Source organism: Bradyrhizobium lablabi (assembly GCF_018131005.1).
Classification (GTDB): domain Bacteria; phylum Pseudomonadota; class Alphaproteobacteria; order Rhizobiales; family Xanthobacteraceae; genus Bradyrhizobium; species Bradyrhizobium lablabi_D.
In genome coordinates, this window is sequence record NZ_JAFCJK010000001.1 from 355,408 (window position 1) to 377,414 (window position 22,007).

The following is a 22,007-nucleotide window of genomic DNA, read 5'->3' on the forward strand; positions in this document are numbered from 1 at the left end:
CAGCTGTTGGCGTATGCTCACAAGTGTACAGACGCCTGAAAAATTCAGGGGCTCGTGCTCCTCGGCGGCGTTGCAGAAGCCGCCCCCTTGATCATTCGGCAAGGTGCGGCGCCTTCAGATGACTGGCACGCCGTAGTAATCGTTGACGGTCCGTGTCGCGGCGATGTCCGACCAATTCCAGTCCCGGTCGCTCGCGTAGCTCGGCGCGTTGCGGAGTTGGTCTTCGGTCACGCCTGTGACGTAGCCGCCAAGGCGCGTATCGTATTTCAGAGACTGCCAGGGCAGCGGGTAATGATCGTTGCCCAGGCCCAGGATTCCACCGAAGCCGAGCACTGCGTACGACACGCGTCCGCTCACCTTGTCGATCATCACGCGCTCGATCGAGCCGATCTTGCGATCGTCGGCGCCATACACTGCGGTACCTTCGACCTTGTCGCTACCGATCAGATTGCCGGTCTCATCTTCGCCCATTGCCATGTCGGATCTCCTTCGACTTTCGATGGCAACAGGGGAACGGGACCATCGTTCCTGCCGCACTGCCGCTGCTGCAGAGCGGGAACGTCCTCAGCCTGTCGGCGGATCGCCGCGGTCGTCAGGCACCATGCCCGATCCTGGCGTCTTGTCGCCGTCCGCAAGCTTCGGATCTCGCGTCGCCTCCCGCGAACCCGGTCTTTCCGGAATGGTTTTGTGGGCGGTCTGGGCGCGCCGCTTGTCGGCGGGCTGCTCCTGACCCTTGTCGTCCTTGACGATACCTTGATTGGAATGTGCCATTTGCAATGGTCCCTCAAAGCCACGCGGGCCCCGACGACAAAATTCGCCGGGGCCCGTCACCGGAGGTTCACCGCTCTCGGGGGGCGAGCGGCGAACGCATCGGTGTTACGCACAGCCGGTCAAATCGTTCCTGCCCTTCGCGCCAGCGATTTTTGTTCCGACCGGTGTCACAGGTTAACGACGACTTTCCGGAACCCGCCTAACATCCTTGTTCCATCGGAGGCGACATGCCCAAGAAGAAACGCAACAGGTCGCGGCCCACCGGCTTCATTCGAGGATCGCCTTCAGAGATTTGCCGACGATGCGCGAAGCATAGCGCGCAAGATGCCGCCGGGACGTGACCGCGATGCATTGATGAAGAAAGCAAGACAGACCGAAGCCGCCATGGAGGTCAGCGAGATGCTGACGCTGCGCAAATAGGCAGGCCCGAACAGGAGGGCTGCAATGATCGAGGAGAAATTTGATTCACGTACGCTCGCCATCATGAATGCCGCGCTGGATTGCGTGTGCGGAACCGATCCAAGGGGCGAGGAACATGTCCAACGCAAGCGCGTTGCCGAACAGATCATTAGATGCGCCGAGAACGGCAGGACGACGCTCGCCGAACTGACCGAAGCGGGCCAGGATGCGCTGACAGAGGTCGCCGTAGCAGCCAAATAGCCCCCGTCGCGTTGCCTTGGTCGCGCCGTCTCGCAGATCGGCGCCATGGAGGCAGCCCATGCGCGCAGTGCTGGCTATTGCCTTGCTGGCGATCCTGTCAACCGTCGGCATCTACGTCTATGAGGCATTGACGCTGCCCGGTGGCGCGATGCCCGCGCACGGCTATCTGACGCTTGCCGTCGGAATTGTGTTCGCCGTGATCGTCGGTGTCAGCCTGATGGGATCGCTGTTTTATTCGAGCCGTCACGGCTACGACGAGCCGCCACGCTACAAGTGACGCGACAATTCTCTCAAATCCATCGCATCAGCCTGCGGTGCTTGCGACCGCCGGCGCCCGCGCGCGGATTTCAGCGATCGTGCGTTTCAACGACGCCTGTCGGGGATCGGGCATGATGGCGGCGCGCGCCTCGGCGATCGCGCCGGCGAGATCGCGGAGCGCCAGCACGCCGTCAAAGGTCGGCTTCGCCAGCCCGTCGATGATCGCGTGCCAGTCCGCCAGGCCCTGGCGATAGGAATCGCCGTAACCCCGAATCATTGTTGCGGTCTCTATCACCGCCATGGTCGCTTGCGGCTGCTTGGTCAGGCTGCGATCGATCATGTGCAGCCAGCGCTCAACCCAGACCCGCTCCATTGCATAGCGCACGGAGAACAGCCGCCAGCGTTTCAACCCGGCTTCGATCTTGAGGCGGCGAACGCTGAAGCGGCTGTTGGCGCTGAAGCGGATCGAGACGTTCCTGCGCAGCCAGCCAAACTGATCGAGAAGACCGAGCGCGGGATCGGCGACGATGGCGGGCAGGGCTCCGATCAGTTCATCGAGACGAAATTTCTTGATATCGTCGGCGGAGCGCGCCGCAAGGCATCCGGCCGCCTGATCGAGCTCACCGAGCTTCATCTGGGCGATTCGGATCGGATCCTCATAGGCCATGCGTTGCGCCATCAGCTGCGCGATGTCGAGGAGCATGGCCCGATCGACGCCGCGCCTGCCAACGAAGCGCTTGAGCCGGTCGACATAGAGCTGTGCGTAGCTCACGCCCTGATATTCGATCAGCGAATGGATGGCATCGCCCACCACGGGTGCAAGCTCAAATGGCAGCGCCTCGGGCAACGTCGGCGGCGCATCGTCCTGCTCTCCGATAATGTCGGAGAACAGGTATCGGAGCGAAGCCAGGAGACCGTCGTCATCCGGCACTGCGGCGCCTCCACTGCTCATGCGGGTTTCGGCTCCGCGACGGGAGGCGCGGTCTGCTGCGCCAGCCGTTGCTCCAGCGTCGAGATGTTCTGGAATAGCCGGGCGCTGGCGAGCCGGAGGAAGTAAAATCCGAAAGCCGGGTTCTGCACATAGAGCTGCTCGACCTGGTCGTAGGTGACGGAGAGGACCACGCCGTCCTCGACGCACTCCAGCGTCTGGGTCCGCGTGTTCGACGGCGACAGCATGCCGAACTCGCCGACGATCGCGCCGACCGGCAATTCGATGCCTGATTCAACCAGGCGGAAGCGGCCGCTGACGATGTAGAACATGCTGTCGGCCTTCTCGTCCTTGTAGAACAGGACCTCGCCTGCGGTGAATTTGCGCTCGGTCGTGAATGGCCTCAGCCATTCCATAGACAGGTCGCTATTGACCGATTTTTTCACGTCTCGCACGAGTTGCAGCATCTGGTGCAGGCGGTATGTGTTCAGCGGAAGCAGCACGGAATGCAGGATCAGCGTCGCGTAATTGTGGGTCGGGATCGCGGTCGCAATCAGGATGATATTGGTCAGGATGGCAAAGACACGCAGCGGGATCATGGTCCGCATCGACAGCGTGGCGACCACAAAGATCGATGCAAAGAAGCTGCCGGCAGCGCCGGCGTGCTGTGCGAGATGTGAGGTATCCATTGGAAACCAACCAATTCTCAGGAAGTGAACACAATCGCCATATTAGTCGCCACCGCTCGGCTGTGGTCGCAAGTATCGGGCTGCATGCCCGATATAAGGGGAAAAAGCGACGTTTTGTCGGGATTCTCACCAATCCCTGATTAATTTCATGACGGAATGGTAAGGCGTATTCTCCAAATGGATGAGGGCACTGCGGCCCGAATCCGCTAGTCGGTACGCGTTGACGAGCTCCCCCGGGGCGGGGCACCTTGTGGCGCAGGCCCTGTATTGGCGGGGCCGTTTCAAGCAGTCCATCGACAGGCAACACACGTCCGATGTCCAGGCGGCTCGTCCTTCCGGTTTTGGCAGATTTCGTTTCCGCCACCGCCGGCCGCAACATGACCGCGGTGGCCTATATCGCAGTGATCCTCGGCGTCGCCATGATGGTGCTGCTGACCACCGCGCCCGCCTATGACGCAACGCATCACTGGGTCAATGCCCTGCTCTGGCTATGCCTGGCTTATTTCGTGTTCGAATGGCTGGTGCGGCTGCGCCACCTGGGGCGGCAGGGGCGCCTGTGGTTCTACGCACTGTCCGGCGCCGGGCTGGTGGATGCGACGGGCGCGCTTGCCGTGCCGCTCGCCCTCGTCTGCGGCGTCGAGCCCAAGACGGCGTGGCTGCTCAGTATCCTGTGGGTGCTCAAGGTGGTGCCGGGCATTCCCGGCCTGCGGCAGCTCCGGCGCGTGCTGGTGCTGGAGTCCGGTCCGCTGCTCAGCGTGCTCGTGATCTTCCTGATGGTGGTGTTCCTGGCCTCCGTCGCCGAGTACTACCTGGAGCGCGACGTGCAGCCGCAGACCTTCGGCAGCGTGCCAGCGGCGCTATGGTGGGCGGTGGTGACGCTGACCACGACCGGCTATGGCGACGTCGTCCCGATCACGCCCCTCGGCCGCATCGTCGCCGCGCTCGTCATGATCTCCGGCCTTGGCGTGTTCGGGCTGTGGACCGGCATTCTCGCGACCGGCTTTGCCGCCGAGACCCGGCGCGACAATTTCCTCAAGACCTGGGAAACCGTCAGCAAAGTGCCGTTCTTCGCCAACCTCGGCCCCGGTGCGATCGCCGACGTCACCCAAATGCTGCGGACGATGGACCTGCCGCCCCGCACGATGATCATCCGCAAGGGCACCCGCGGCGACTGCATGTACTTCATCGCCGCCGGTGAGGTGGAAGTCGACCTGCGCGACAAGAAGGTGAAGCTCGACGAAGGCGCGTTCTTCGGCGAAATGGCGCTGCTTGGCAACGCCGTGCGCGGCGCCGATGTCGCGACCACGAAGGTCACGCGACTGTTGGTGCTTGACCTCGTCGATTTCCGCCTGTTGATGGCACGGCATCCCGACCTCGCCCAGACCATCGACGCCGAGGCGAAGCGGCGCGAACTCGAAAATAGATAACGGAGACAGCAATGCCGGACACGGCCGAGACCCCCAGCGCTCCCGTGCTCGAGATTGCGGGCGCGCACGCCACCATTCGCCTCAACCGTCCCAAGCATCTCAACCGCCTGCAGGCTGAGGACCTCGGCGAGCTCGTGAGGTTGTTCGACAGGATCGAGGCCGATCCATCGATCCGCGTGCTGGTGCTGACCGGGACTGGCCGCGCGTTCTCGGCCGGCTACGATCTCAACTCGGTAGCCGAGCGGGCGGTCAGCGCTAGCGAACAGCAGAGCGCCGGCTCCGCATTCGAGGTCGTGGTCAACCGCCTGGAGGATCTCGGCGTGCCGACGATCTGTCGGCTCAATGGCGGCGTCTATGGTGGCTCGACCGATCTCGCGCTCGCCTGCGACTTCCGGATCGGCGTCGACACCGCCGAAATGTTCATGCCGGCGGCGCGGCTCGGGCTGCACTACTACAAGAGCGGCATCAAGCGTTACGTGTCGCGGCTCGGCATCGACAACGCGAAGATGCTGTTCCTGACGGCGCAGAAGATCACCGCGCCGGAAATGCTGCGGATCGGCTATCTCACCGCCATGGTGCCGGTCGAACGGCTGGACGAAGAGGTGGACGGGCTAGCGACGATCCTTGCCGGCAACGCGCCACTTGCGATGCGCGGCATGAAGCGTGCCATCAACGAATTCGCCCGGGGCGAACTCGACGAAGCCGCCGCCGACCAACGACACCGCGACAGCATGCGCGGCGACGAGATCAAGGAAGGCATCAAAGCGTTCGCCGAGAAGCGAGCCCCTAGGTTTTGAATGGAGTCATTCGTCCACGAAGGTGACAGCCTCCGCCACGCTCGCACGTGACGTCCGATAGCTGTTTACCTGGTGCGCATGATCGGCATAGCCGAACGAGATGCCGCAGACGACCCGGCGGTCGTCAGGCAGATTGAAATGGCGGCGGATCAGGCCGGAGTGGCGAGCGAGCGCGGCCTGCGGAATGGTGCCGAGGCCGAGCGCCTGCGCCGCCAGCATGAAGTTCGAGACATAGGCGCCGCAATCGATCGCCCCATAGATGCCGAGCGGCTCGTTGGTGTGGATGATGGCGACGTGGGGCGCGCCGAAGAAATTGTAGTTCTCCAGCGCCTGCCTGGCGTAGGCGGCCTTGTCGCCGCGCGGAATTCCGAGGGTGTTGTAGAGCTGGAAGCCGCTCTCGCGGCGACGTTCAAGATAGACCCCAACATATTCGCGTGGCGGCGTGAAGTCGTGGTCGTCCCTGGCGCCCGACGCCGCCTCGGCATAGATCGCCTTGCGGAAACGTTCCTTGGCAGCGCCGCTGGCGATCAGCACCTGCCAGGGCTGGCTGTTGCACCAGGACGCGGTGCGCTGCGCAACCGTCAACACATGCTCCATGATCTCGCGCGGCACCTCGCGGGCCAGAAACGCGCGAACGGAGTAGCGCTCGTTGAGGAGGCTTTCGAGTGCGCCAATGCGATCCAGTTGGTTGGTGGTGGCGTCCATGTGCATCCCCATATCTCTGCAGGGTGGGTTAGCGAAGCGTAACCCACCTCTTCTGTCGTGCGTCGTAGTGGAATGGTGGGTCACGCCTTCGGCCCACTCTACGGCTCTGCTCAGCGCCCCTTGGTCGGGATCTTGTTATAGGGCACGTCCTTGTCGACCCTGATGTCGCCGGGCAGGCCGAGCACGCGTTCGGCGATGATGTTGCGCAGGATCTCGTCGGAGCCACCGGCAATGCGCATCGAGGGCGAGGACAAGAGCATCTGCTGGAACTGGCCGCGCGCCTCCTCTTCCGCTTCGCCTGCCAGCGTGCCGGCGGCTCCCTGCAGATCCATGGCGTAGGCCGCGATATCCTGCAGCATCATGCCGGAAACGAGCTTGCCGATCGAGTTCTCGGGACCGGGACGTTCGCCCTTCGACAGCGCCGAGATCGCGCGGTAGCTGGTATATTTCAGCCCGCTCGACTTCACCGCCCAGCTCGCAAGTTTCGAGCGCACGGCAGGATCGTCGATGGCAAGCCCGTCGTCCAGCATCAGGTTGGAGCAGAACTCGAACATTTCAGGCACGCCGGTCGCGAGCCGCGCGCCGATCGACATGCGCTCGTTCATCAGCGTGGTCAGCGAGACGTTCCAGCCGTCGCCGACGGCACCCAAACGTTGGCTGTCTGATATCACCACATCGGTGAAGTAGACCTCGTTGAACTCCTGCATGCCGTTGGCCTGCTTGATCGGCCTGACCTCGACGCCTGGGCTCTTCATGCTGAGGAAGAACATGGTGAGGCCCTTGTGCTTGGGCACGTTCGGATCAGTGCGCGCGATCAGAAGGCCATAGTCCGAATAATGCGCACCGGAGGTCCAGATCTTCTGGCCGTTGACCACCCAATTATCGCCGTTCTTCTCGGCGCGGGTGCGAAGCCCGGCAACGTCGGAGCCGGCCGACGGTTCGGAGAACAGCTGGCACCAGATCTCCTCGCCGGAAGCGAGCTTCGGCAGATACCGCCGCTTTGCCTCTTCGCTGCCCCAGGCCATCACGGTCGGGCCGCACATACCCTCGCCGATCTGGAACGGCTGCGTCAGCTTGCCGTAGACACCCTCTTCCTGCTGCCAGATCACGCGCTCAATCGGCGTCGCGCCGCGGCCGCCATATTCCTTCGGCCAGTGCAAGCAGGCCCAACCGCCATCCGATTTCTTCTTCTGCCAGGCCTTGCCGACCTCGACCATATCGTGGTTGGCGAGCTTGATGCGGCCAAGCGACGACTTCGAGAGCTCTTCCTCGAACTCCTTCGGCGCGTTGGCCTCGATCCACTTGCGAGCGAGCTTCCGGAATTCGGCTTCCTGCGCTGTGTCATCGAAATTCATGGCGAACCTCTATTCTTGCGTAGAGTGGGTTGGCCGAAGGCGTAACCCATCGATCGAGCGTCGTTGCTTGGGCGTTGGTGGGTGACGCTTCGCCGACCCGCCCTGCGATTCCTAGGCCCTTCCCTTGGTCGGGATCTGGTTGAAGGGAACGTCCTTGTCGACCCTGATATCGCCGGGCAGGCCCAACACGCGTTCGGCGATGATGTTGCGCATGATCTCGTCAGTGCCGCCCTCGACACGCGTGCCGGGCGCGCGCAGCAGCATCGCCTGGAATTTGCCGGCGACCTCGGCATCTTCGGGCCCATTGAGCGTGCCGGAGGCGCCCTGCAAATCAAGCGCGTAGGTCGCGACATCCTGGATCATCGAGCCGGCGACCAGCTTGCCGATCGAATTTTCGGGGCCGGGGCGTTCACCACGAGAGAGCGCGGAGATCGCGCGCATGCTGGTGTACTTCAACCCGCTCGCCTTCACCGCCCAGTTCGCGAGCCTGGAGCGCACCGCGCGGTTCTCGATCGCCGGGCCATCCTCCAGCATCAGGCCGTTGCAGAACTCGAACAGCTCGGGGAAGCCGGTGGCAACGCCGGCGCCGATCGACATGCGCTCGTTCATCAGCGTCGTCAGCGATACGTTCCAGCCATCATTGACGTTGCCGAGCCGCTGCGAGTCAGGGATCCGGACGTCGGTGAAATAGACTTCGTTGAAGTCGGATGCGCCGCTCGCCTGCTTGATCGGGCGCACCTCGACGCCCGGGCTCTTCATGTCCAGGAAGAACATGGTCAGCCCCTTGTGCTTCGGCACGGTCGGATCGGTGCGAGTCAGCAGGATGCCGTAGTCGGAATAGTGCGCGCCCGAGGTCCAGATCTTCTGGCCGTTGACGGTCCACTCGTCGCCGGATCTTTCGGCACGGGTGCGGAGACCCGCAACGTCGGAGCCGCCGGCGGGCTCGGAGAACAACTGACACCAGACCTTCTCGCCGGAAGCTAGCGGCGGCAGATATTTGCGCTTCTGCTCCTCGGCGGCGAACGCCATCATGGTGGGACCGCACATGCCATGACCGATGATGAACATCGCGCTCAGGCGGCCGAACGGTCCCTCCTCCTGCTGCCAGATCACGCGCTCGATCGGCGAGGCGCCGCGACCGCCATATTCCTTCGGCCAGTGCAGGCAGGCCCAGCCGGCATCGGCCTTTTTCTTCTGCCAGGCTTTCGCCACTTCAAGGATGTTGGCGTTCTTGAGCTGGACGCGGCCGAGCGAGGCCTTGCGCAGCTCCTCCTCATATTGCTTGGGCGCGTTCGCCGCGATCCAGGCTCTTGCCTCGGCGCGGAACGCGGCCTCCTGCGGGGTGTCATCGAAATTCATGACGGTTCTCTTGTCTGCGTAGGGTCGGTTAGCCGAAGGCGTAGCCCACCAATTTCATCGAGCGCGCTTGCGCGTCTATGGTGGGTTACGCTTCGCTAACCCACCCTACGATTCTACGATTCCTGCTTACGCCGCGTTCTTCTTGCGCATGCGGTCAATCAGCGCGTCTTCCCAATAGGACAGGCTGCCGAGGCCGAGCGCGAGCGCATTGGCGCGGCGGTAGTACATGTGACAGTCGAACTCCCAGGTGAATCCCATGCCGCCATGGACCTGGATGTTGTTTTTGGCACAATGCTGGAACGCCTGCGTCGCGCTGATGCGAGCGGCGGCGGCGGCTTCCGGCAGTTCGCCCGCATTGGTCGAGAGCGCCCAGGCGCCGTAATAGCTGTTGGAGCGCGCCAGCGTCGCCGAGACATACATGTCGGCGAGCATGTGCTTGACCGCCTGGAACGAGCCGATCGGACGGCCGAAGGCGATCCGGTCGAGCGCGTAGTCGCGGCCCATCTCCAGCGCGCGGTCGGCGCCGCCGACCTGCTCGAAGGCAACGAGCACGGCGGCGCGATCCAGCACCTGGGCGATGACGCCCCAGCCCTCGCCGGCCGCACCGAGCGGCTCGGCCTTGGCGTCCTTGAAGGTGATCTCGGCCTGCCCGCGGGTCGGGTCGATGCTGGTCAGCGCCTTGACCTCGACGCCGCCAGCCTTGAGGTCGATAATAAACAGCGAGACATCGGACTCCCGTCCGCTCGACCCCGTGCGCGCGGCGACCACCGCAAAGTCGGCGATCGCGCCATCGGGCACCGGCTTCTTGACACCGTTCAGCGTACCGCCATTGGCGGTGAGCTTGATTGCCTTCGGGGACGGATTGCCCTTGCCCTCGAACAGCGCCAGCGTGCCGATCGCCTCGCCGGACGCGATCTTCGGCAACCACTTCTGCTTCTGCGCATCCGAGCCCGCGATCATGATCGCTTCGGCGGCAAGATAAACGGTGGAGGAGAACGGCACCGGCGCCAGCGCGCGGCCCATTTCTTCCGCGATCGCGCAGAGCTCGAGATGGCCGGCGCCCGCGCCGCCGAACTTTTCGGGAATCGCGACGCCAAGGAAGCCCATCTCGCCAAGGCCCTTCCACAGGTCCTTGTCGTAGGTGGCCTTGCCGTCGAGCACCGCGCGCACCGCCTTCGCCGAGCACTTCTCGGCGAGGAATTTCCGCGCCTCGTCGCGCATCTGCTTCTGTTCGTCGGAGAAATCGAAATTCATGACTTATGCTCTTCTTCGTTCAATTCAGGATGATGACGTCGTCGCCAGGCTTGTCGGCGTAAAGCTTCTCCACCAGGTCAGCGCGGCGCTCGAGACCGGCGCGCTGGTTGATGTAACCCTTGTCGGTGAGTTCGTTGCCGTCGATCGAGGGCGGCTCGACCATGAGCATCGCGCGAGCGACGCGCATGCTGCTTGCGCCCGTGGTCGAGGCGTTATGCGTCTGCAGGCCCTTCTTCAGGCAAGCGATGACATCAGGATGCCTGACCACCTCCTCGTAGCGGGCCTCGGGATTGCCGAGCAGCTGCCGGCAGGCATGCAGGTTCGGCCAGCACAACAAGCCGACAAACGGACGATCCTGTCCGGCGACCAGCGCGTCGTGCACCACCGGCGTGGCCGCCGCGATCGCATCGGTACGCAGCGAACCGACATGGACGAATGTGCCGGTCGTCAACTTGAAGTCCTCAACCACGCGGCCGGCGAAAATGATGCCCTTCACGGGATCGTCGGGATCGACGAACACGCCTGCATCCCCGATGCAGTAGAAGCCTTCCTCGTCGAACATCTTCTTGGTCAGCTCAAACTGACCGAAGTAGCCTGGTGTGACGTTGACGCCGCGGAGCCGCAATTCGTACTTGGAGCCGCAGGGCACCATCTTCAGTTCGACGCCGGGGAACGGCAGGCCGATCAAGCCGACACGCTCGGTGTCCCAATAGGTGCCGGTCGAGGTCGGCGCGGTCTCGGTCGAGCCCCAGCCGGTGTAGAACACGATCCGCTCGCCGGTGGTCTTGACCGCAAGCGCCTGCATGCGGTCGTAGAGATCGTCGGGCAGGCGCGCGCCGCCATAGGCCATGATCGAGAGGTTCTTGAAGAAGCTGTGGCACAGCGCATCGTCCTTCTCCATCGCCGCGGCGAGCGCGGCATAGCCGGCCGGCACGTTGGCGTAATAGGTCGGCGACACCTCGTGCAGATTTTTGATCGTCTCCTCGAACTGGCCCGGCATCGGCCTTCCGTCGTCGATATAGAGCGTGCCGCCGTCAACCAGCACCGGATTGAACGCGGCGTTGCCGCCCATAGTGTGATTCCAGGGCATCCAGTCGAGCACGGTCGGCGCCGTGCCGCCCGGCTCGCGCGGGCGCACCTGCATCATCATCGCCGCATTGGCACACATCATTTCCTGGGTGTTGATGACCGCCTTGGGCATGCCGGTCGAGCCCGAGGTAAACAGCAACTTTCCGACCGTCCTCGGCATGATCCTTGCGATCGACTCCGCAACAGCTTGCGTCACAGGAGTAGCGGCAAGCTCGGCAAACGACACGCTCTTTATGCCTTCGCAGGGGCGCAGCACGTGGATCACGGTGATCCCGGTGCGATCGAGCGCCTTCAAAGCCTTCTCGAAGGTCGGGCCGTCCTGCACCATCACGACGGCGGGCTTGATCAGGTTGAACAGATATTTGAGCTTGACGTGATCCTGGCTCATCAGCGAGTAGGCCGGCGACACCGGCGCTGCGGCCAAGCGCGCCTGCATCGCGGCCTGCGTCATCAGCGCATGTTCGATCGAATTGCCTGACAGGATCGCAACCGGGCGACCTTCCTCGAGGCCGAGATCGAGCAGACCCTGCGTCAGCCCATCGACGGTGCGCTTGGCTTCCTCGTATGACACCTTGCGCCATTGCCGGTCAGGACCGCCACGCTGGGCGAGCCAGATGCGCTCCGGCGCCTCCTTTGCCCATTTGGCAAGCGAGGCCGGAATGTGCGTTTCGTAGGCCTGGAGCGGTATCCGCGACTTCATGACGACGGTGCCGTCGTCGCGCCGCTCGACGGCGATGTCGCGCTTCAGCCAATGCACCTTGCGAAAGGACGGCATTTCCAGCGCGGCTGCTGCACTCCCATTCATTTTGCGTCTCCCGGAATTTTTTGTCCTTTTCGAGGATCTTTTGTCAGCGCCTGATATAGACAGGCTTTCGTTTCTCGAGAAAGGCCCTGATGCCCTCCCGGAAATCCTCAGAGCGGCTGCACAGGACCTGATTGCGATCTACCACACGCGTCTCGCGATTGCGTTGCAGCCCCTGGAAATAGGTGTTGAGGGCATCGATCAGCGAAGGATCGAGCGCGTCGAGGCTCTCGGGGCGATTGAGCGTGACCCAATCGACTCCGTCGTTGTGTTCGATCAGCAGGGGTAGAGACACGCGGCGCTCCTCCTCACCGCCCCGGCCAGGCGAATCCCAGGCCGGGACGGCGACGGATTGTCGTTACCGCGGCGCCATGCGGATGGCGCCGTCGAGGCGGATGGTCTCGCCGTTGAGCATCGCATTCTCGACGATGTGCACGGCAAGCGCTCCGTATTCGTCGGGCTCGCCGAGGCGAGCCGGATGCGGCACCTGGGCGCCAAGACTCTTGCGGGCTTCCTCGTTGAGACCCATGAGCAGCGGCGTGAAGAAGATGCCGGGCGCAATGGTGTTGACGCGGATTTTCAGGCTGGCGAGGTCGCGCGCCGCCGGCAGCGTGAGGCCGACGATGCCGCCTTTGGAGGCGGAGTAGGCGATCTGACCGATCTGGCCTTCATAGGCCGCTACCGACGCGGTATTGATGATGACGCCGCGCTCCTCGCCGATGGTCTCGATGGTGGCGGCCCGTTCCGCGAACAGGCGCAGCGCGTTGAACGTGCCGATCAGGTTGACATTGATGATGCGGGCGAACTTCTCGAGCGGATAGACGCCGTCCCTGCCGACGGTACGCTGCGAGCCGCCGATGCCGGCGCAGTTCATCAGCACGCGCGCAACACCGTGGGCAGCTTCCGCCTTCGCGATCGCGGCCTTCATCTGCTCTTCGCTGGTGACGTCGGCATGAAGGGCGACGCCCTTCACTTCGGCGGCAACCTTTTCTGCATTCTCCTTGTTCTGGTCGAGCACGCCGATCTTGGCTCCCTTCGCGGCCATGGCGCGGGCGGTCGCGGCACCGAGACCGGAGCCACCGCCGGTGATGAGAACGGCAACGTCTTTCAACTGCATGGGTACAACCTTTCCTTGAGCGTTTCTTCTGTGGACTTGCGAATGGCGAATAGGGAGTGGCGAATAGGGAAGAGGAGGCTTGCCCGCTTGCGACTATTCGCCATTCGCTACTCGCAATTCGCTTCTACTCGCTATTCGCCATTTGCAATTCCTTCGCTTCCAGCACGCCGCCAAAGATCAAGGCTTCCATGTGCTTGATGTACTCGCGGCAGACTTCGTCGGTGACCGGGCCGACGCCGACCGCGCGCGACATCGCGTGGCGGCCGAAGAACAGGTGATCGCAAGCGCCGATCAGGCTGGTGTAGAACAGCACCGGATCGATCTTGCGGAATTCGCCGGCGTTGATTCCCTCGGCGAGCAGGCGGCGATGGAAATCCAGCAGCGGCGCGACGAAAAAATTCGAGACCTCGTCGGCGGCCTCTGCGCTGCTCTCGTGCAGGAGATAATGGATCAGCCGGTTCATGTAGGGGAACTGGTGATAGGCGCGGATGATGCCGCCGATATGCAGTCGGAGCTTCGCGGTCGGCGTGATCGACTGTGCCAACAGATATTCGAGCTGCGACATTTCAGTCGCGGCGTCGCGCGCGAGCAGAGCCAGCAACAGCCCATCCTTGTTGCCGAAATGGTATTTCACCAGCGCGGCATTGACTCCGGACTTCTGCGCGATGTCCGAGAGGGAAACATCGATCGAGGCACGTTCGATCATCAGCTCGCTGGCCGCGACCAGTAGCTTGTCGGCGGTGGCATTCTTGCTCGCCTGAAGTCTCGCTGGTGCGCTGGTATCCAACTGCTGTCCGGTCCTTGCTGTCTGACGTGAGGGCGCACATAAGCCCATGGCGGGGTTGCACTCAAGAGTTAATTGAATGATTGACTAAATGCCGAGCCATCCCTTAAAACGCGCCCGTCTTAGAAGGCGCCCCAATTCAGAACATCAGGGAGATCCGACATGGCCGAGGCATATATCGTCGCCGCCGCTCGCACCGCCGGCGGCCGCAAAGGGGGGCGCCTCGCGGGCTGGCATCCGGCCGATCTGGCCGCGACCGTGCTTGACGCGCTGGTCGAGCGCACCGGCGCCGACCCTGCACAGATCGAGGACGTGATCATGGGCTGCGTGATGCAGGCCGGCGAGCAGTCCAACAACATCGCGCGCAACGCCGTGATGGCCTCAAGACTGCCGGAGAGCGTGCCCGCGACCTCGATCGACCGCCAGTGCGGTTCCTCGCAGCAGGCGCTGCATTTCGCCGCGCAGGCGGTGATGTCCGGCACCATGGACTGCGTCATCGCGGCCGGCGTCGAATCGATGACCCGCGTGCCGATGGGCCTTGCCTCCTCGCTGCCGGCCAAGAACGGCTTTGGCCACTACAAGAGCCCTGGCATCGAAAAGAAGTACCCGAACATCATGTTCAGCCAGTTCACCGGGGCGGAGATGATGGCGGAGAAGTACGGTCTGTCGAAGGATGAGCTCGACGAATATTCCTACGGTAGCCATCAGCGCGCGATCGCGGCGACGCAGGCCGGCCGCTTCAAGGACGAGATCGTTCCGGTGCAGATCACCCGTGACGACGGCTCGACCGATACCCATCACATCGACGAAGGCATCCGCTTCGACGCCAGCCTCGAGGGCATCAAGGGCGTCAAGCTGATCGCCGAGAACGGCAAGCTCACCGCAGCCAGCGCGAGCCAGATCTGCGACGGCGCCTCGGGCGTGATGATCGTCAACGAGAAAGGGTTGAAGGCGCTCGGCGTGAAGCCGATAGCGCGCATCCATCATATGACCATGATCGGCCATGATCCCGTGATCATGCTGGAAGCCCCGCTGCCCGCGACCGAACGCGCGCTGAAAAGAGCCGGCATGACCATCGACGACATCGATCTGTTCGAAGTCAACGAGGCCTTCGCCTCGGTGCCGACCGCGTGGCTGAAGACCACCGGCGCCGACCCCGCGAAACTCAACGTCAATGGCGGCGCGATCGCACTCGGCCATCCGCTCGGTGGGAGCGGCACCAAGCTGATGACGACGCTCGTCAACGCGCTCAAGCAGCGCAACAAGCGCTGGGGCCTGCAGACCATGTGCGAAGGCGGCGGCATGGCGAACGTCACCATCGTCGAGCGACTATAAAATCCAGCGAATAGCGACTGGCGAATAGCGAATAGAGGAAGCGACAAGGAACCGCGGGCAGCGAGGAGTGGGTGGCGAATAGAGAGCACGGAAGATGTCCCTATTCGCCATTCGCTACTCGCTATTCGCGTGAGGAAACGCGATGACCCACCCCTCCATCCACGCCCGCAATACGCCCGACAAGATCGCCTACCAGATGGCGGGCAGCGGCAAGGCGATCACCTATCGCGAGCTCGAGGGGCTCTCGAACCAGGGGGCGCATCTGTTCCGCTCGCTCGGCCTGAAGGCCGGCGACCACATTGCGCTCTTGATGGAAAACCGCCTTGCCTTCATGGAGATCTGCTGGGCAGCGCAGCGCTCGGGACTCTACTACACCGCGATAAGCCGCTATCTGACGCAGGACGAGATCGCCTACATCGTGAAGGATTGCGGCGCACGGGTCTTCATCACCACGCCGCAGTGCGCCGACAAGGTCAGGGATCTGGTCAAAGGCGAGCCCGGCGACCCGCTGTTTTACATGATGGACGAGCCCGCGCCGGGCTTCCGCTCCTACGACAGGGAGGCCGGCGCGCAACCGACCACACCGATCGCCGACGAGATCGCGGGCTACGACATGCTCTATTCCTCCGGCACCACCGGCCGGCCGAAGGGCATCAAGAAGCAGTTCGAGGGCGACCGGATCGACGTGCCGAACCCGTTCCTGCGCGTCCTGTGCGCCGACATGTGCGGCATGAACGCCGACAGCATCTATCTGTCGCCGGCTCCGCTCTATCATGCCGCGCCCCTGCGCTTCAACATGATGGCGACGGTGCTCGGCGGCACCTCCATCATCATGGAGCATTTCGACGCCGAGGAATTCCTGAAGCAGGTCGAGAAGCGCAAGGTGACGCAGTCGCAGCTGGTGCCCACCATGTTCGTGCGCATGCTGAAGCTGCCCGACGAGGTGCGCGCCCGCTACAACGTCTCTTCGCTGAAGGGCGCGATCCACGCCGCGGCCCCCTGCCCGATCGACGTGAAGGCCAGGATGATCGAATGGTGGGGACCGATCCTGATCGAGTATTACGCGGGTTCGGAGGGTAACGGCGTGACCGTCTCGACCTCGCAGCAATGGCTCAACCATCGCGGCACGGTCGGTCGTGCCGTGGTCGGCAAGGTCAAGATCCTCGACGAAAACGATCAGGAGGTGCCTCTCCGGCAGATCGGCCAGGTCTATTTCGCCGACGCGCCGGCGTTCACCTATCACAACGATCCCGAAAAGACGAAGCGCGCCTACAACGCGAAGGGCTGGTCGACGCTCGGTGACGTCGGCTATCTCGACGAAGAGGGCTTCCTCTACCTCACCGACCGCAAGAGCTACATGATCATATCCGGCGGGGTGAACATCTATCCGCAGGAGACCGAGGATGTGCTGATCACCCATCCTGATGTTGCCGACGTCGCGGTGTTCGGCGTGCCGAACGAGGAGATGGGCGAAGAGGTCAAGGCGGTGGTGCAGCCGCACGACATGGCCAGGGCCGGCACGGAGCTGGAGCTCGAGCTGATTGCCTTCTGCCGAAAACATCTGTCGCCGATCAAATGCCCGAAGAGCATCGACTTCGAAGCCGAGCTGCCGCGCACGCCGACCGGCAAGCTGGTCAAGCGCCACCTTCGTGACCGCTACTGGCAGATCGCGAAAGCGTGAAGGCTATGGAAAATGAGAACCGCTGAGCTATATCCGGGTCTGCGGATGCCGGATGCGAGGGTCTCATGGCTTTCTGGAATCGGTTCAAGAAAGCTTCAGACGACGAAGCCTGGAAACAGATCGAACAAACTCCCATACCCGTCGGTGCCGGTCGCATCTGGCTCGCAGACCGGGACGGCAACGTTGTTCGGGCGATGGCCTGGACATGGCGAGTTATCGAAGGTCGCGAACCCGGCAAGTATCTGCACTGGATGACGCGTGCGCCTCACGCCAAGCAGCCTCCAGCCGAGGCGATGAAACAACTGGCCGCCGGCAACTGACGCGACATCGCCGTCCCACAGGATCTCGCCTGGATGAGCGCGGGGGCTTTCGTTCGGTCAGATGATCCTTCATCTCCGCCGCAAAGGCGATGGAAGCAAAAACCAGGCTTGCGGCCGTTATCATCACGCTGAGACGCGAGACTTATCGAGACGAGGTCGCAATCCTTGAGCAAGGCATGCGGCCTGCATTCCTTGAACAAAGTTGCTATCGTTCGACGGACCTAGGGATTAATGGCCGGAAGCTCTCGGTTTTTTCCGAGGCGACAGACCAAGCATAGGTAGCATTCAGCAGCCGCCGACGTAGTGTCAGGTGCGCTGCATCTGCGGCGATGCTGATCCAGGAGGTTTGCAAGATGGAAGTTCTCCCCGACGTCCCCCTCCCCTCCTCCATCCGCTCGCGTTACGTCGATGGCATCAACGGCCTGCGCATGCATGTGCTGGAGGCGGGCTTTGAAACATCTGGTCGGCCCTGCCTTCTGCTGCTGCACGGCTTCCCCGAACTTGCCTTCTCCTGGCGCAAGGTGATGCCGACGCTGGCAGCGGCCGGCTATCACGTGATCGCGCCGGACCAGCGTGGTTACGGACGCACGACGGGATGGGATCCGGATTATGACGGCAATCTCGCATCGTTCCGCCTGCCCAATCTCGTGCGCGATATGCTCGGGCTGGTTGCGGCGTTCGGCCACAAGAACGTCGACGCCGTGATCGGGCACGATTTCGGCTCATCGGTCGCGGCGTGGTGCGCGTTGATCCGACCGGACGTGTTCCGCAAGGTTGTCATGATGAGCGCGCCATTCGCGGGAACGCCATCGCTGCCGTTCAACACCGTGAATGGACCGGCAAGGTCCGCCGCCGTGGATCCCGTGCATCGCGAGCTCGCTGCATTGCCGCGGCCGCGCAAGCATTACCAGTGGTACTATTCGACACGCGAAGCCAATGGCGACATGCACCGCGCGCCGCAAGGCGTGCACGAGTTCCTTCGCGCCTACTACCATCACAAGAGCGCGGACTGGCCGGACAACAGGCCCTATCCGCTGCAATCGTGGTCGGCGGCTGAGCTCGCGAAATTGCCGACCTACTACATCATGGATCTCGCCCGCGACATGCCGGCGACGGTCGCCGACGAGATGCCGTCGCGCGAGGCGATCGCCGCCAACAGGTGGTTGCCAGAGGGTGACCTCGCCTATTACAGCGCCGAATATCAGCGCACGGGATTCCAGGGCGGGCTGCAATGGTATCGCTGCGGGACCTCGGGCGCGTTCGTGCCGGAATTGCAGACCTGGTCGGGCCGCACCATCGACGTGCCTTCCGCCTTCATCTCCGGGAAACAGGACTGGGGCACCTATCAGCGACCCGGCGTGTACGAGACGATGCAGACCAGAGCCTGCACGAAGATGATCGGCTGCCATCTGGTCGATGGCGCCGGCCACTGGGTGCAGCAGGAACAGCCGGAGGCAGTGAACCGTCTGCTGCTCGCATTTCTGGGCGAGGCGAAGTGAATTGACCTAAGACGATAGCTTTTCTATAGTTTAGAATTATTCTAATTCTAAACTATAGGCGCCGCGTGAAGAATTTCGCCGATCTGACAGAGCGCGAGGTACTGGCGGTCGCGATTGCCTCGGAAGAGGAAGACAGCCGCATCTATATGACCTTCGCGGAGGATCTGTCCGCTCGCTATCCCGATACAGCGAAGATCTTCGAGGAGATGGCCGAGGAGGAGCGCGGCCATCGCCACCGGCTGCTCGAAACCTACGAGCAGCGGTTCGGCCCGCATTTGCCACCGATCCGGCGCGAGGATGTCAGAGGTTTTCTGCGTCGCCGTCCGATCTGGCTCACCAAGAACCTGCCGCTCGACACCATCCGGAAGGAAGTCGAGACCATGGAGTTGGAGGCAGAGCGCTTCTATGCGAAGGCGGCGGAGAAGGCCGAGGATGTCGGCGTGCGCCGCCTGCTCGGTGATCTCGCCGACGAAGAGCGAAGCCATGAGAAGCTCGCGGTCAAACTCACCGGCGAGATTCTCAGGCCCGACGTGCGCGCGGAGGAAGACCGTACGCGCCGGCGGATGTTCGTGCTGCAATACGTGCAGCCGGGTCTTGCCGGCTTGATGGACGGATCGGTGTCGACGCTGGCACCGCTGTTCGCCGCCGCCTTTGCCACCCATCAGAACTGGGCGACCTTCCTGGTCGGGCTTGCGGCCTCGATCGGCGCCGGCATCAGCATGGGCTTCGCTGAGGCGCTGTCCGACGACGGCTCGCTGACCGGGCGCGGCTCGCCCTGGCTGCGCGGCCTGACCTGCGGACTGATGACGACGCTCGGCGGGCTCGGTCACACGATTCCGTATCTCGTTCCAGATGCGTGGCCGAACGCGTTCTGGATCGCGACCGCGATCGCCGGGATCGTCGTGTTCTTCGAATTGTGGGCGATCGCCTTCATCCGCGCGCGCTACATGGATACGCCGTTCCTGCAAGCCGTATTCCAGATCGTGCTGGGCGGGGCGATCGTGCTCGGTGTCGGGATATTGATCGGCGCGGCGTAGTCTCGCGCGCCGCAATTCCAGTCAAGCAAAACGGCTCCATCATCCCTATTGACGGCTACGCCGTGAAGGCTTCGCAGGCATGCGTCGATCGCGCAGCGCTTGCGAGGCCCGGACAAACTGCGCATCATCCAGACAACAACAAAAGGGGAGTACGCCGTGGTCAAATCGCAATGGAGTTTCAAAACCGCCGTCGAACTGTCGGCGGCACTGAGGGCGAAGCAAGTCTCCGCCGTCGAGCTCGCGGAGGACGCGATCGGTCGCATCGAACGACATGACGATAAGGTTAACGCGATTTGCGTGCGAGATTTCGAACGCGGGCTTGCCGCCGCGCGAGCCGCGGACGCCGCGATTGCGCGCGGCGAGCACAGGCCGCTGCTCGGCATCCCCGTGACCGTGAAGGAATCCTACAATGTCGCAGGATTGCCGACGACGTGGGGCCAGCCAGCGCAGAAGGATTTCACGCCAACCGAGGACGCGTTGCCAATCACTCGGGTGAAGGACGCCGGTGGCGTGATCCTCGCCAAGACCAATGTACCGGTCGGCCTCGCCGACTGGCAGAGCTACAACGATGTCTACGGCGTCACCAACAACCCCTACGATCTCGGGCGCACGCCGGGCGGCTCCTCCGGCGGATCGTCGGCGGCGCTTGCCGCGGGCTATGGGGCGCTGTCGCTCGGCTCCGACATCGGCGGCTCGCTGCGCGTGCCGGCGTTCCACTGCGGCATCTATGCGCACAAGCCGACCTTTGCGCTGGTGCCGTCGCGCGGTCACACAGCGCCGCCGGCGCCACCGCTTCCATACGAGCGTGATCTGGCCGTGATCGGTCCGATGGCTCGCGGCGCGGCCGACCTCTCGCTGCTGCTCGACGTCATGGCCGACCCCGATCCGCTGGAAGCCGGCAAGGCCTATCACCTCGAACTGCCGGCCGCGCGTCACGCCGACCTGAAGGATTTCCGCATCCTCGTTATCGACACCGACCCGGTGCTACCGACCGACAAGACGGTCCGTGGCATGATCGACAAGCTCGCAAGCAACCTCGACAGAGCCGGCGCCAAGGTCTCCCGCTCGAGCCCACTGCTGCCAGATTTCGCGGCGTCCTCGCGGCTCTATATGCGGATGCTGCTGTCGTTACTCGCCGCGGGCTTCACGCCCGAGGTCTATGCCGGCGCGGTGGCCGCGGCCGCGGCGTTGCCGGCCAGCGACACCCGTCTTCAGGCCGAGCGCCTGCGCGGCTGCGCGCTCAGCCATCGCGACTGGGTCGTGGCGAGTGTCGGACGAACGCGGCTGCGGGCGCAATGGCGCGAGCTGTTCAAGGCGTTCGATGCAGTGATCTGCCCGATCATGCCGACGCCGGCCTATCCGCACGATCATTCGCCCGACCAGGAGCAACGACTCATCCTGATCGACGGCAAGCCATACGTGTATCCCGACCAGCTCGCCTGGCCCGGCATCGCCACCCTGCCGGGCTTGCCGTCAACCGCGATCCCGACCGGATTTGCGCCCGACGGGCTGCCGATCGGCGTTCAGATCGTCGGCCCGTGGCTCGAAGATCGCACGCCCTTGAAACTCGCGGAACTGATCGAGCGCGAATTCGGTGGTTTTGTGCCGCCGAAGATGTTTGACGATTGATTGAGATCTCGCCGTCACTGCGGGCGATGCGAAGCGATCCAAATATCCACCGTCCGCAAAGGCGATGGATAGTTCGCTCCGCTCGCAATGACGAAATGAGAAGCTGGGAGAAGCGGCAATGAGCAAGGATATCGACGAACTCACGAGGCTCAACAAGGATTATGTCGACTCGGTTCAGAACTGCGACGTCAAACGCTTTGACGAAATCCTCGCCCAGGATTTCTACTGCACCAATCCCGACAAGAGCTTTGTCGATCGCCCCGCCTTTCTGAAGCAGACGGCGATCCCGGTGAAGATCAAGGCTCTGAAAGCCGAGGACGTCATAATCCGCATTTTCGGTGATTTCGCCATCATCCACGCCCAAACCAGCTACATCGACGCAGACGGCAAGCCGGCGCATGGCCGCTACACCGATTGCTGGGCAAAGCAGGATGGAAAATGGCTTGCCGTGTCCGCGCATGTGGCGCGTTAGTTTTCAACCTCTCCTCGCAAAAGAGAGCGAGGAGAGGTT

Annotated in this window: 22 protein-coding genes and 1 pseudogene; 11 read left to right on the forward strand and 12 right to left on the reverse strand. The window is 63.1% G+C overall.

Features of this window, described 5'->3' with window-relative positions:
* Positions 1–114 precede the first annotated feature (114 nt).
* The gene (locus JQ553_RS01700; RefSeq protein WP_212498147.1) at positions 115–477 is read right to left on the reverse strand and encodes a PRC-barrel domain-containing protein; all 363 of its coding nucleotides are present in this window, start codon (positions 475–477) and stop codon (positions 115–117) included.
* 87 nt (positions 478–564) lie between these two features.
* Complete coding sequence (locus JQ553_RS01705) at positions 565–771, reverse strand: hypothetical protein (protein WP_212498148.1); 207 nt, start codon at positions 769–771, stop codon at positions 565–567.
* 444 nt (positions 772–1,215) lie between these two features.
* Between JQ553_RS01705 and JQ553_RS01710 the strand changes: the two genes are divergently transcribed.
* Both JQ553_RS01710 and JQ553_RS01715 read left to right on the forward strand, forming a co-directional pair.
* The gene (locus JQ553_RS01710; RefSeq protein ID WP_212498149.1) at positions 1,216–1,431 is read left to right on the forward strand and encodes a hypothetical protein; all 216 of its coding nucleotides are present in this window, start codon (positions 1,216–1,218) and stop codon (positions 1,429–1,431) included.
* 58 nt (positions 1,432–1,489) lie between these two features.
* Entirely contained in the window at positions 1,490–1,708 is a 219-nt protein-coding gene (locus JQ553_RS01715; protein WP_212498150.1) for a hypothetical protein, read from the forward strand.
* A gap of 27 nt (positions 1,709–1,735) precedes the next feature.
* On the opposite strand, the gene JQ553_RS01720 is transcribed toward JQ553_RS01715, so the two are convergent.
* Together JQ553_RS01720 and JQ553_RS01725 are read right to left on the reverse strand one after the other, a co-directional pair.
* Positions 1,736–2,641: a DUF6537 domain-containing protein gene (locus JQ553_RS01720; protein ID WP_212498151.1), complete on the reverse strand. Its 906-nt coding sequence runs from the start codon at positions 2,639–2,641 to the stop codon at positions 1,736–1,738.
* Complete coding sequence (locus tag JQ553_RS01725; RefSeq protein ID WP_212498152.1) at positions 2,638–3,306, reverse strand: Crp/Fnr family transcriptional regulator; 669 nt, start codon at positions 3,304–3,306, stop codon at positions 2,638–2,640. The genes JQ553_RS01720 and JQ553_RS01725 overlap by 4 nt, the downstream gene beginning before the upstream one ends.
* A gap of 314 nt (positions 3,307–3,620) precedes the next feature.
* Here JQ553_RS01725 and JQ553_RS01730 point away from each other — a divergent pair, with 314 nt between their 5' ends.
* Positions 3,621–4,733 carry a cyclic nucleotide-gated ion channel gene (locus JQ553_RS01730; RefSeq protein ID WP_212498153.1) on the forward strand — a complete coding sequence of 371 codons (1,113 nt, stop codon included), beginning with the start codon at positions 3,621–3,623 and terminating at the stop codon, positions 4,731–4,733.
* An 11-nt stretch (positions 4,734–4,744) separates the two neighbouring features.
* Positions 4,745–5,530, forward strand: coding sequence for an enoyl-CoA hydratase/isomerase family protein (locus tag JQ553_RS01735; protein WP_212498154.1), 786 nt, complete (start codon positions 4,745–4,747; stop codon positions 5,528–5,530).
* 6 nt (positions 5,531–5,536) lie between these two features.
* On the opposite strand, the gene JQ553_RS01740 is transcribed toward JQ553_RS01735, so the two are convergent.
* The 8 genes and pseudogenes from JQ553_RS01740 to JQ553_RS01775 form a co-directional block, all read right to left on the reverse strand.
* The gene (locus tag JQ553_RS01740; protein ID WP_212498155.1) at positions 5,537–6,235 is read right to left on the reverse strand and encodes a nitroreductase; all 699 of its coding nucleotides are present in this window, start codon (positions 6,233–6,235) and stop codon (positions 5,537–5,539) included.
* A 110-nt stretch (positions 6,236–6,345) separates the two neighbouring features.
* The gene (locus JQ553_RS01745) at positions 6,346–7,590 is read right to left on the reverse strand and encodes an acyl-CoA dehydrogenase (RefSeq protein ID WP_212498156.1); all 1,245 of its coding nucleotides are present in this window, start codon (positions 7,588–7,590) and stop codon (positions 6,346–6,348) included.
* A 111-nt stretch (positions 7,591–7,701) separates the two neighbouring features.
* Positions 7,702–8,949, reverse strand: coding sequence for an acyl-CoA dehydrogenase (locus tag JQ553_RS01750; RefSeq protein ID WP_212498157.1), 1,248 nt, complete (start codon positions 8,947–8,949; stop codon positions 7,702–7,704).
* 126 nt (positions 8,950–9,075) lie between these two features.
* Entirely contained in the window at positions 9,076–10,203 is a 1,128-nt protein-coding gene (locus JQ553_RS01755; RefSeq protein ID WP_212498158.1) for an acyl-CoA dehydrogenase family protein, read from the reverse strand.
* Positions 10,204–10,222: 19 nt separating this feature from the next.
* Positions 10,223–12,097: an AMP-binding protein gene (locus JQ553_RS01760; protein WP_212498159.1), complete on the reverse strand. Its 1,875-nt coding sequence runs from the start codon at positions 12,095–12,097 to the stop codon at positions 10,223–10,225.
* Positions 12,098–12,236: 139 nt separating this feature from the next.
* Positions 12,237–12,389 (reverse strand): annotated as a pseudogene (locus tag JQ553_RS01765) (enoyl-CoA hydratase/isomerase family protein); the annotation flags it as partial.
* A gap of 63 nt (positions 12,390–12,452) precedes the next feature.
* On the reverse strand, positions 12,453–13,211 hold the full coding sequence (locus tag JQ553_RS01770) for an SDR family NAD(P)-dependent oxidoreductase (RefSeq protein ID WP_212498160.1): 759 nt from the start codon (positions 13,209–13,211) through the stop codon (positions 12,453–12,455).
* A gap of 124 nt (positions 13,212–13,335) precedes the next feature.
* Positions 13,336–14,046, reverse strand: a complete 711-nt coding sequence (locus JQ553_RS01775) for a TetR family transcriptional regulator (protein WP_409363014.1) — start codon at positions 14,044–14,046, stop codon at positions 13,336–13,338.
* A gap of 111 nt (positions 14,047–14,157) precedes the next feature.
* On the opposite strand from JQ553_RS01775, the gene JQ553_RS01780 reads away from it, so the two are divergent.
* From JQ553_RS01780 to JQ553_RS01810, 7 genes are all read left to right on the forward strand, one after another.
* A complete protein-coding gene (locus JQ553_RS01780) occupies positions 14,158–15,330 on the forward strand; it encodes an acetyl-CoA C-acetyltransferase (protein ID WP_212498162.1) in 1,173 nt (390 codons plus the stop codon).
* A gap of 142 nt (positions 15,331–15,472) precedes the next feature.
* The gene (locus JQ553_RS01785) at positions 15,473–17,011 is read left to right on the forward strand and encodes an acyl-CoA synthetase (RefSeq protein ID WP_212498163.1); all 1,539 of its coding nucleotides are present in this window, start codon (positions 15,473–15,475) and stop codon (positions 17,009–17,011) included.
* Between the two features lie 65 nt (positions 17,012–17,076).
* A complete protein-coding gene (locus JQ553_RS01790; protein ID WP_212498164.1) occupies positions 17,077–17,331 on the forward strand; it encodes a hypothetical protein in 255 nt (84 codons plus the stop codon).
* Between the two features lie 353 nt (positions 17,332–17,684).
* Entirely contained in the window at positions 17,685–18,830 is a 1,146-nt protein-coding gene (locus JQ553_RS01795; RefSeq protein WP_212498165.1) for an alpha/beta fold hydrolase, read from the forward strand.
* Between the two features lie 65 nt (positions 18,831–18,895).
* The gene (gene mbfA, locus JQ553_RS01800; RefSeq protein ID WP_212498166.1) at positions 18,896–19,867 is read left to right on the forward strand and encodes an iron exporter MbfA; all 972 of its coding nucleotides are present in this window, start codon (positions 18,896–18,898) and stop codon (positions 19,865–19,867) included.
* 156 nt (positions 19,868–20,023) lie between these two features.
* Positions 20,024–21,496 carry an amidase gene (locus JQ553_RS01805; RefSeq protein ID WP_212498167.1) on the forward strand — a complete coding sequence of 491 codons (1,473 nt, stop codon included), beginning with the start codon at positions 20,024–20,026 and terminating at the stop codon, positions 21,494–21,496.
* Positions 21,497–21,614: 118 nt separating this feature from the next.
* Positions 21,615–21,968 carry a nuclear transport factor 2 family protein gene (locus tag JQ553_RS01810; protein WP_212498168.1) on the forward strand — a complete coding sequence of 118 codons (354 nt, stop codon included), beginning with the start codon at positions 21,615–21,617 and terminating at the stop codon, positions 21,966–21,968.
* The last annotated feature ends 39 nt before the right edge of the window (positions 21,969–22,007 follow it).

What these genes read in the sequence shown, in the direction of transcription:
- JQ553_RS01730 (WP_212498153.1), top strand. Translation starts at nt 3,621, where the DNA reads ATGTCCAGGCGGCTCGTCCTTCCGGTTTTGGCAGATTTCGTTTCCGCC.
- JQ553_RS01775 (WP_409363014.1), bottom strand. Translation starts at nt 14,046, where the DNA reads ATGGGCTTATGTGCGCCCTCACGTCAGACAGCAAGGACCGGACAGCAG.
- JQ553_RS01745 (WP_212498156.1), bottom strand. Translation starts at nt 7,590, where the DNA reads ATGAATTTCGATGACACAGCGCAGGAAGCCGAATTCCGGAAGCTCGCT.
- JQ553_RS01735 (WP_212498154.1), top strand. Translation starts at nt 4,745, where the DNA reads ATGCCGGACACGGCCGAGACCCCCAGCGCTCCCGTGCTCGAGATTGCG.
- JQ553_RS01755 (WP_212498158.1), bottom strand. Translation starts at nt 10,203, where the DNA reads ATGAATTTCGATTTCTCCGACGAACAGAAGCAGATGCGCGACGAGGCG.
- JQ553_RS01785 (WP_212498163.1), top strand. Translation starts at nt 15,473, where the DNA reads ATGACCCACCCCTCCATCCACGCCCGCAATACGCCCGACAAGATCGCC.
- JQ553_RS01720 (WP_212498151.1), bottom strand. Translation starts at nt 2,641, where the DNA reads ATGAGCAGTGGAGGCGCCGCAGTGCCGGATGACGACGGTCTCCTGGCT.
- JQ553_RS01795 (WP_212498165.1), top strand. Translation starts at nt 17,685, where the DNA reads ATGGAAGTTCTCCCCGACGTCCCCCTCCCCTCCTCCATCCGCTCGCGT.
- JQ553_RS01750 (WP_212498157.1), bottom strand. Translation starts at nt 8,949, where the DNA reads ATGAATTTCGATGACACCCCGCAGGAGGCCGCGTTCCGCGCCGAGGCA.
- JQ553_RS01780 (WP_212498162.1), top strand. Translation starts at nt 14,158, where the DNA reads ATGGCCGAGGCATATATCGTCGCCGCCGCTCGCACCGCCGGCGGCCGC.
- JQ553_RS01770 (WP_212498160.1), bottom strand. Translation starts at nt 13,211, where the DNA reads ATGCAGTTGAAAGACGTTGCCGTTCTCATCACCGGCGGTGGCTCCGGT.
- JQ553_RS01740 (WP_212498155.1), bottom strand. Translation starts at nt 6,235, where the DNA reads ATGGACGCCACCACCAACCAACTGGATCGCATTGGCGCACTCGAAAGC.
- JQ553_RS01700 (WP_212498147.1), bottom strand. Translation starts at nt 477, where the DNA reads ATGGCAATGGGCGAAGATGAGACCGGCAATCTGATCGGTAGCGACAAG.
- JQ553_RS01810 (WP_212498168.1), top strand. Translation starts at nt 21,615, where the DNA reads ATGAGCAAGGATATCGACGAACTCACGAGGCTCAACAAGGATTATGTC.
- JQ553_RS01725 (WP_212498152.1), bottom strand. Translation starts at nt 3,306, where the DNA reads ATGGATACCTCACATCTCGCACAGCACGCCGGCGCTGCCGGCAGCTTC.
- JQ553_RS01705 (WP_212498148.1), bottom strand. Translation starts at nt 771, where the DNA reads ATGGCACATTCCAATCAAGGTATCGTCAAGGACGACAAGGGTCAGGAG.
- JQ553_RS01760 (WP_212498159.1), bottom strand. Translation starts at nt 12,097, where the DNA reads ATGAATGGGAGTGCAGCAGCCGCGCTGGAAATGCCGTCCTTTCGCAAG.
- JQ553_RS01790 (WP_212498164.1), top strand. Translation starts at nt 17,077, where the DNA reads ATGGCTTTCTGGAATCGGTTCAAGAAAGCTTCAGACGACGAAGCCTGG.
- JQ553_RS01715 (WP_212498150.1), top strand. Translation starts at nt 1,490, where the DNA reads ATGCGCGCAGTGCTGGCTATTGCCTTGCTGGCGATCCTGTCAACCGTC.
- JQ553_RS01710 (WP_212498149.1), top strand. Translation starts at nt 1,216, where the DNA reads ATGATCGAGGAGAAATTTGATTCACGTACGCTCGCCATCATGAATGCC.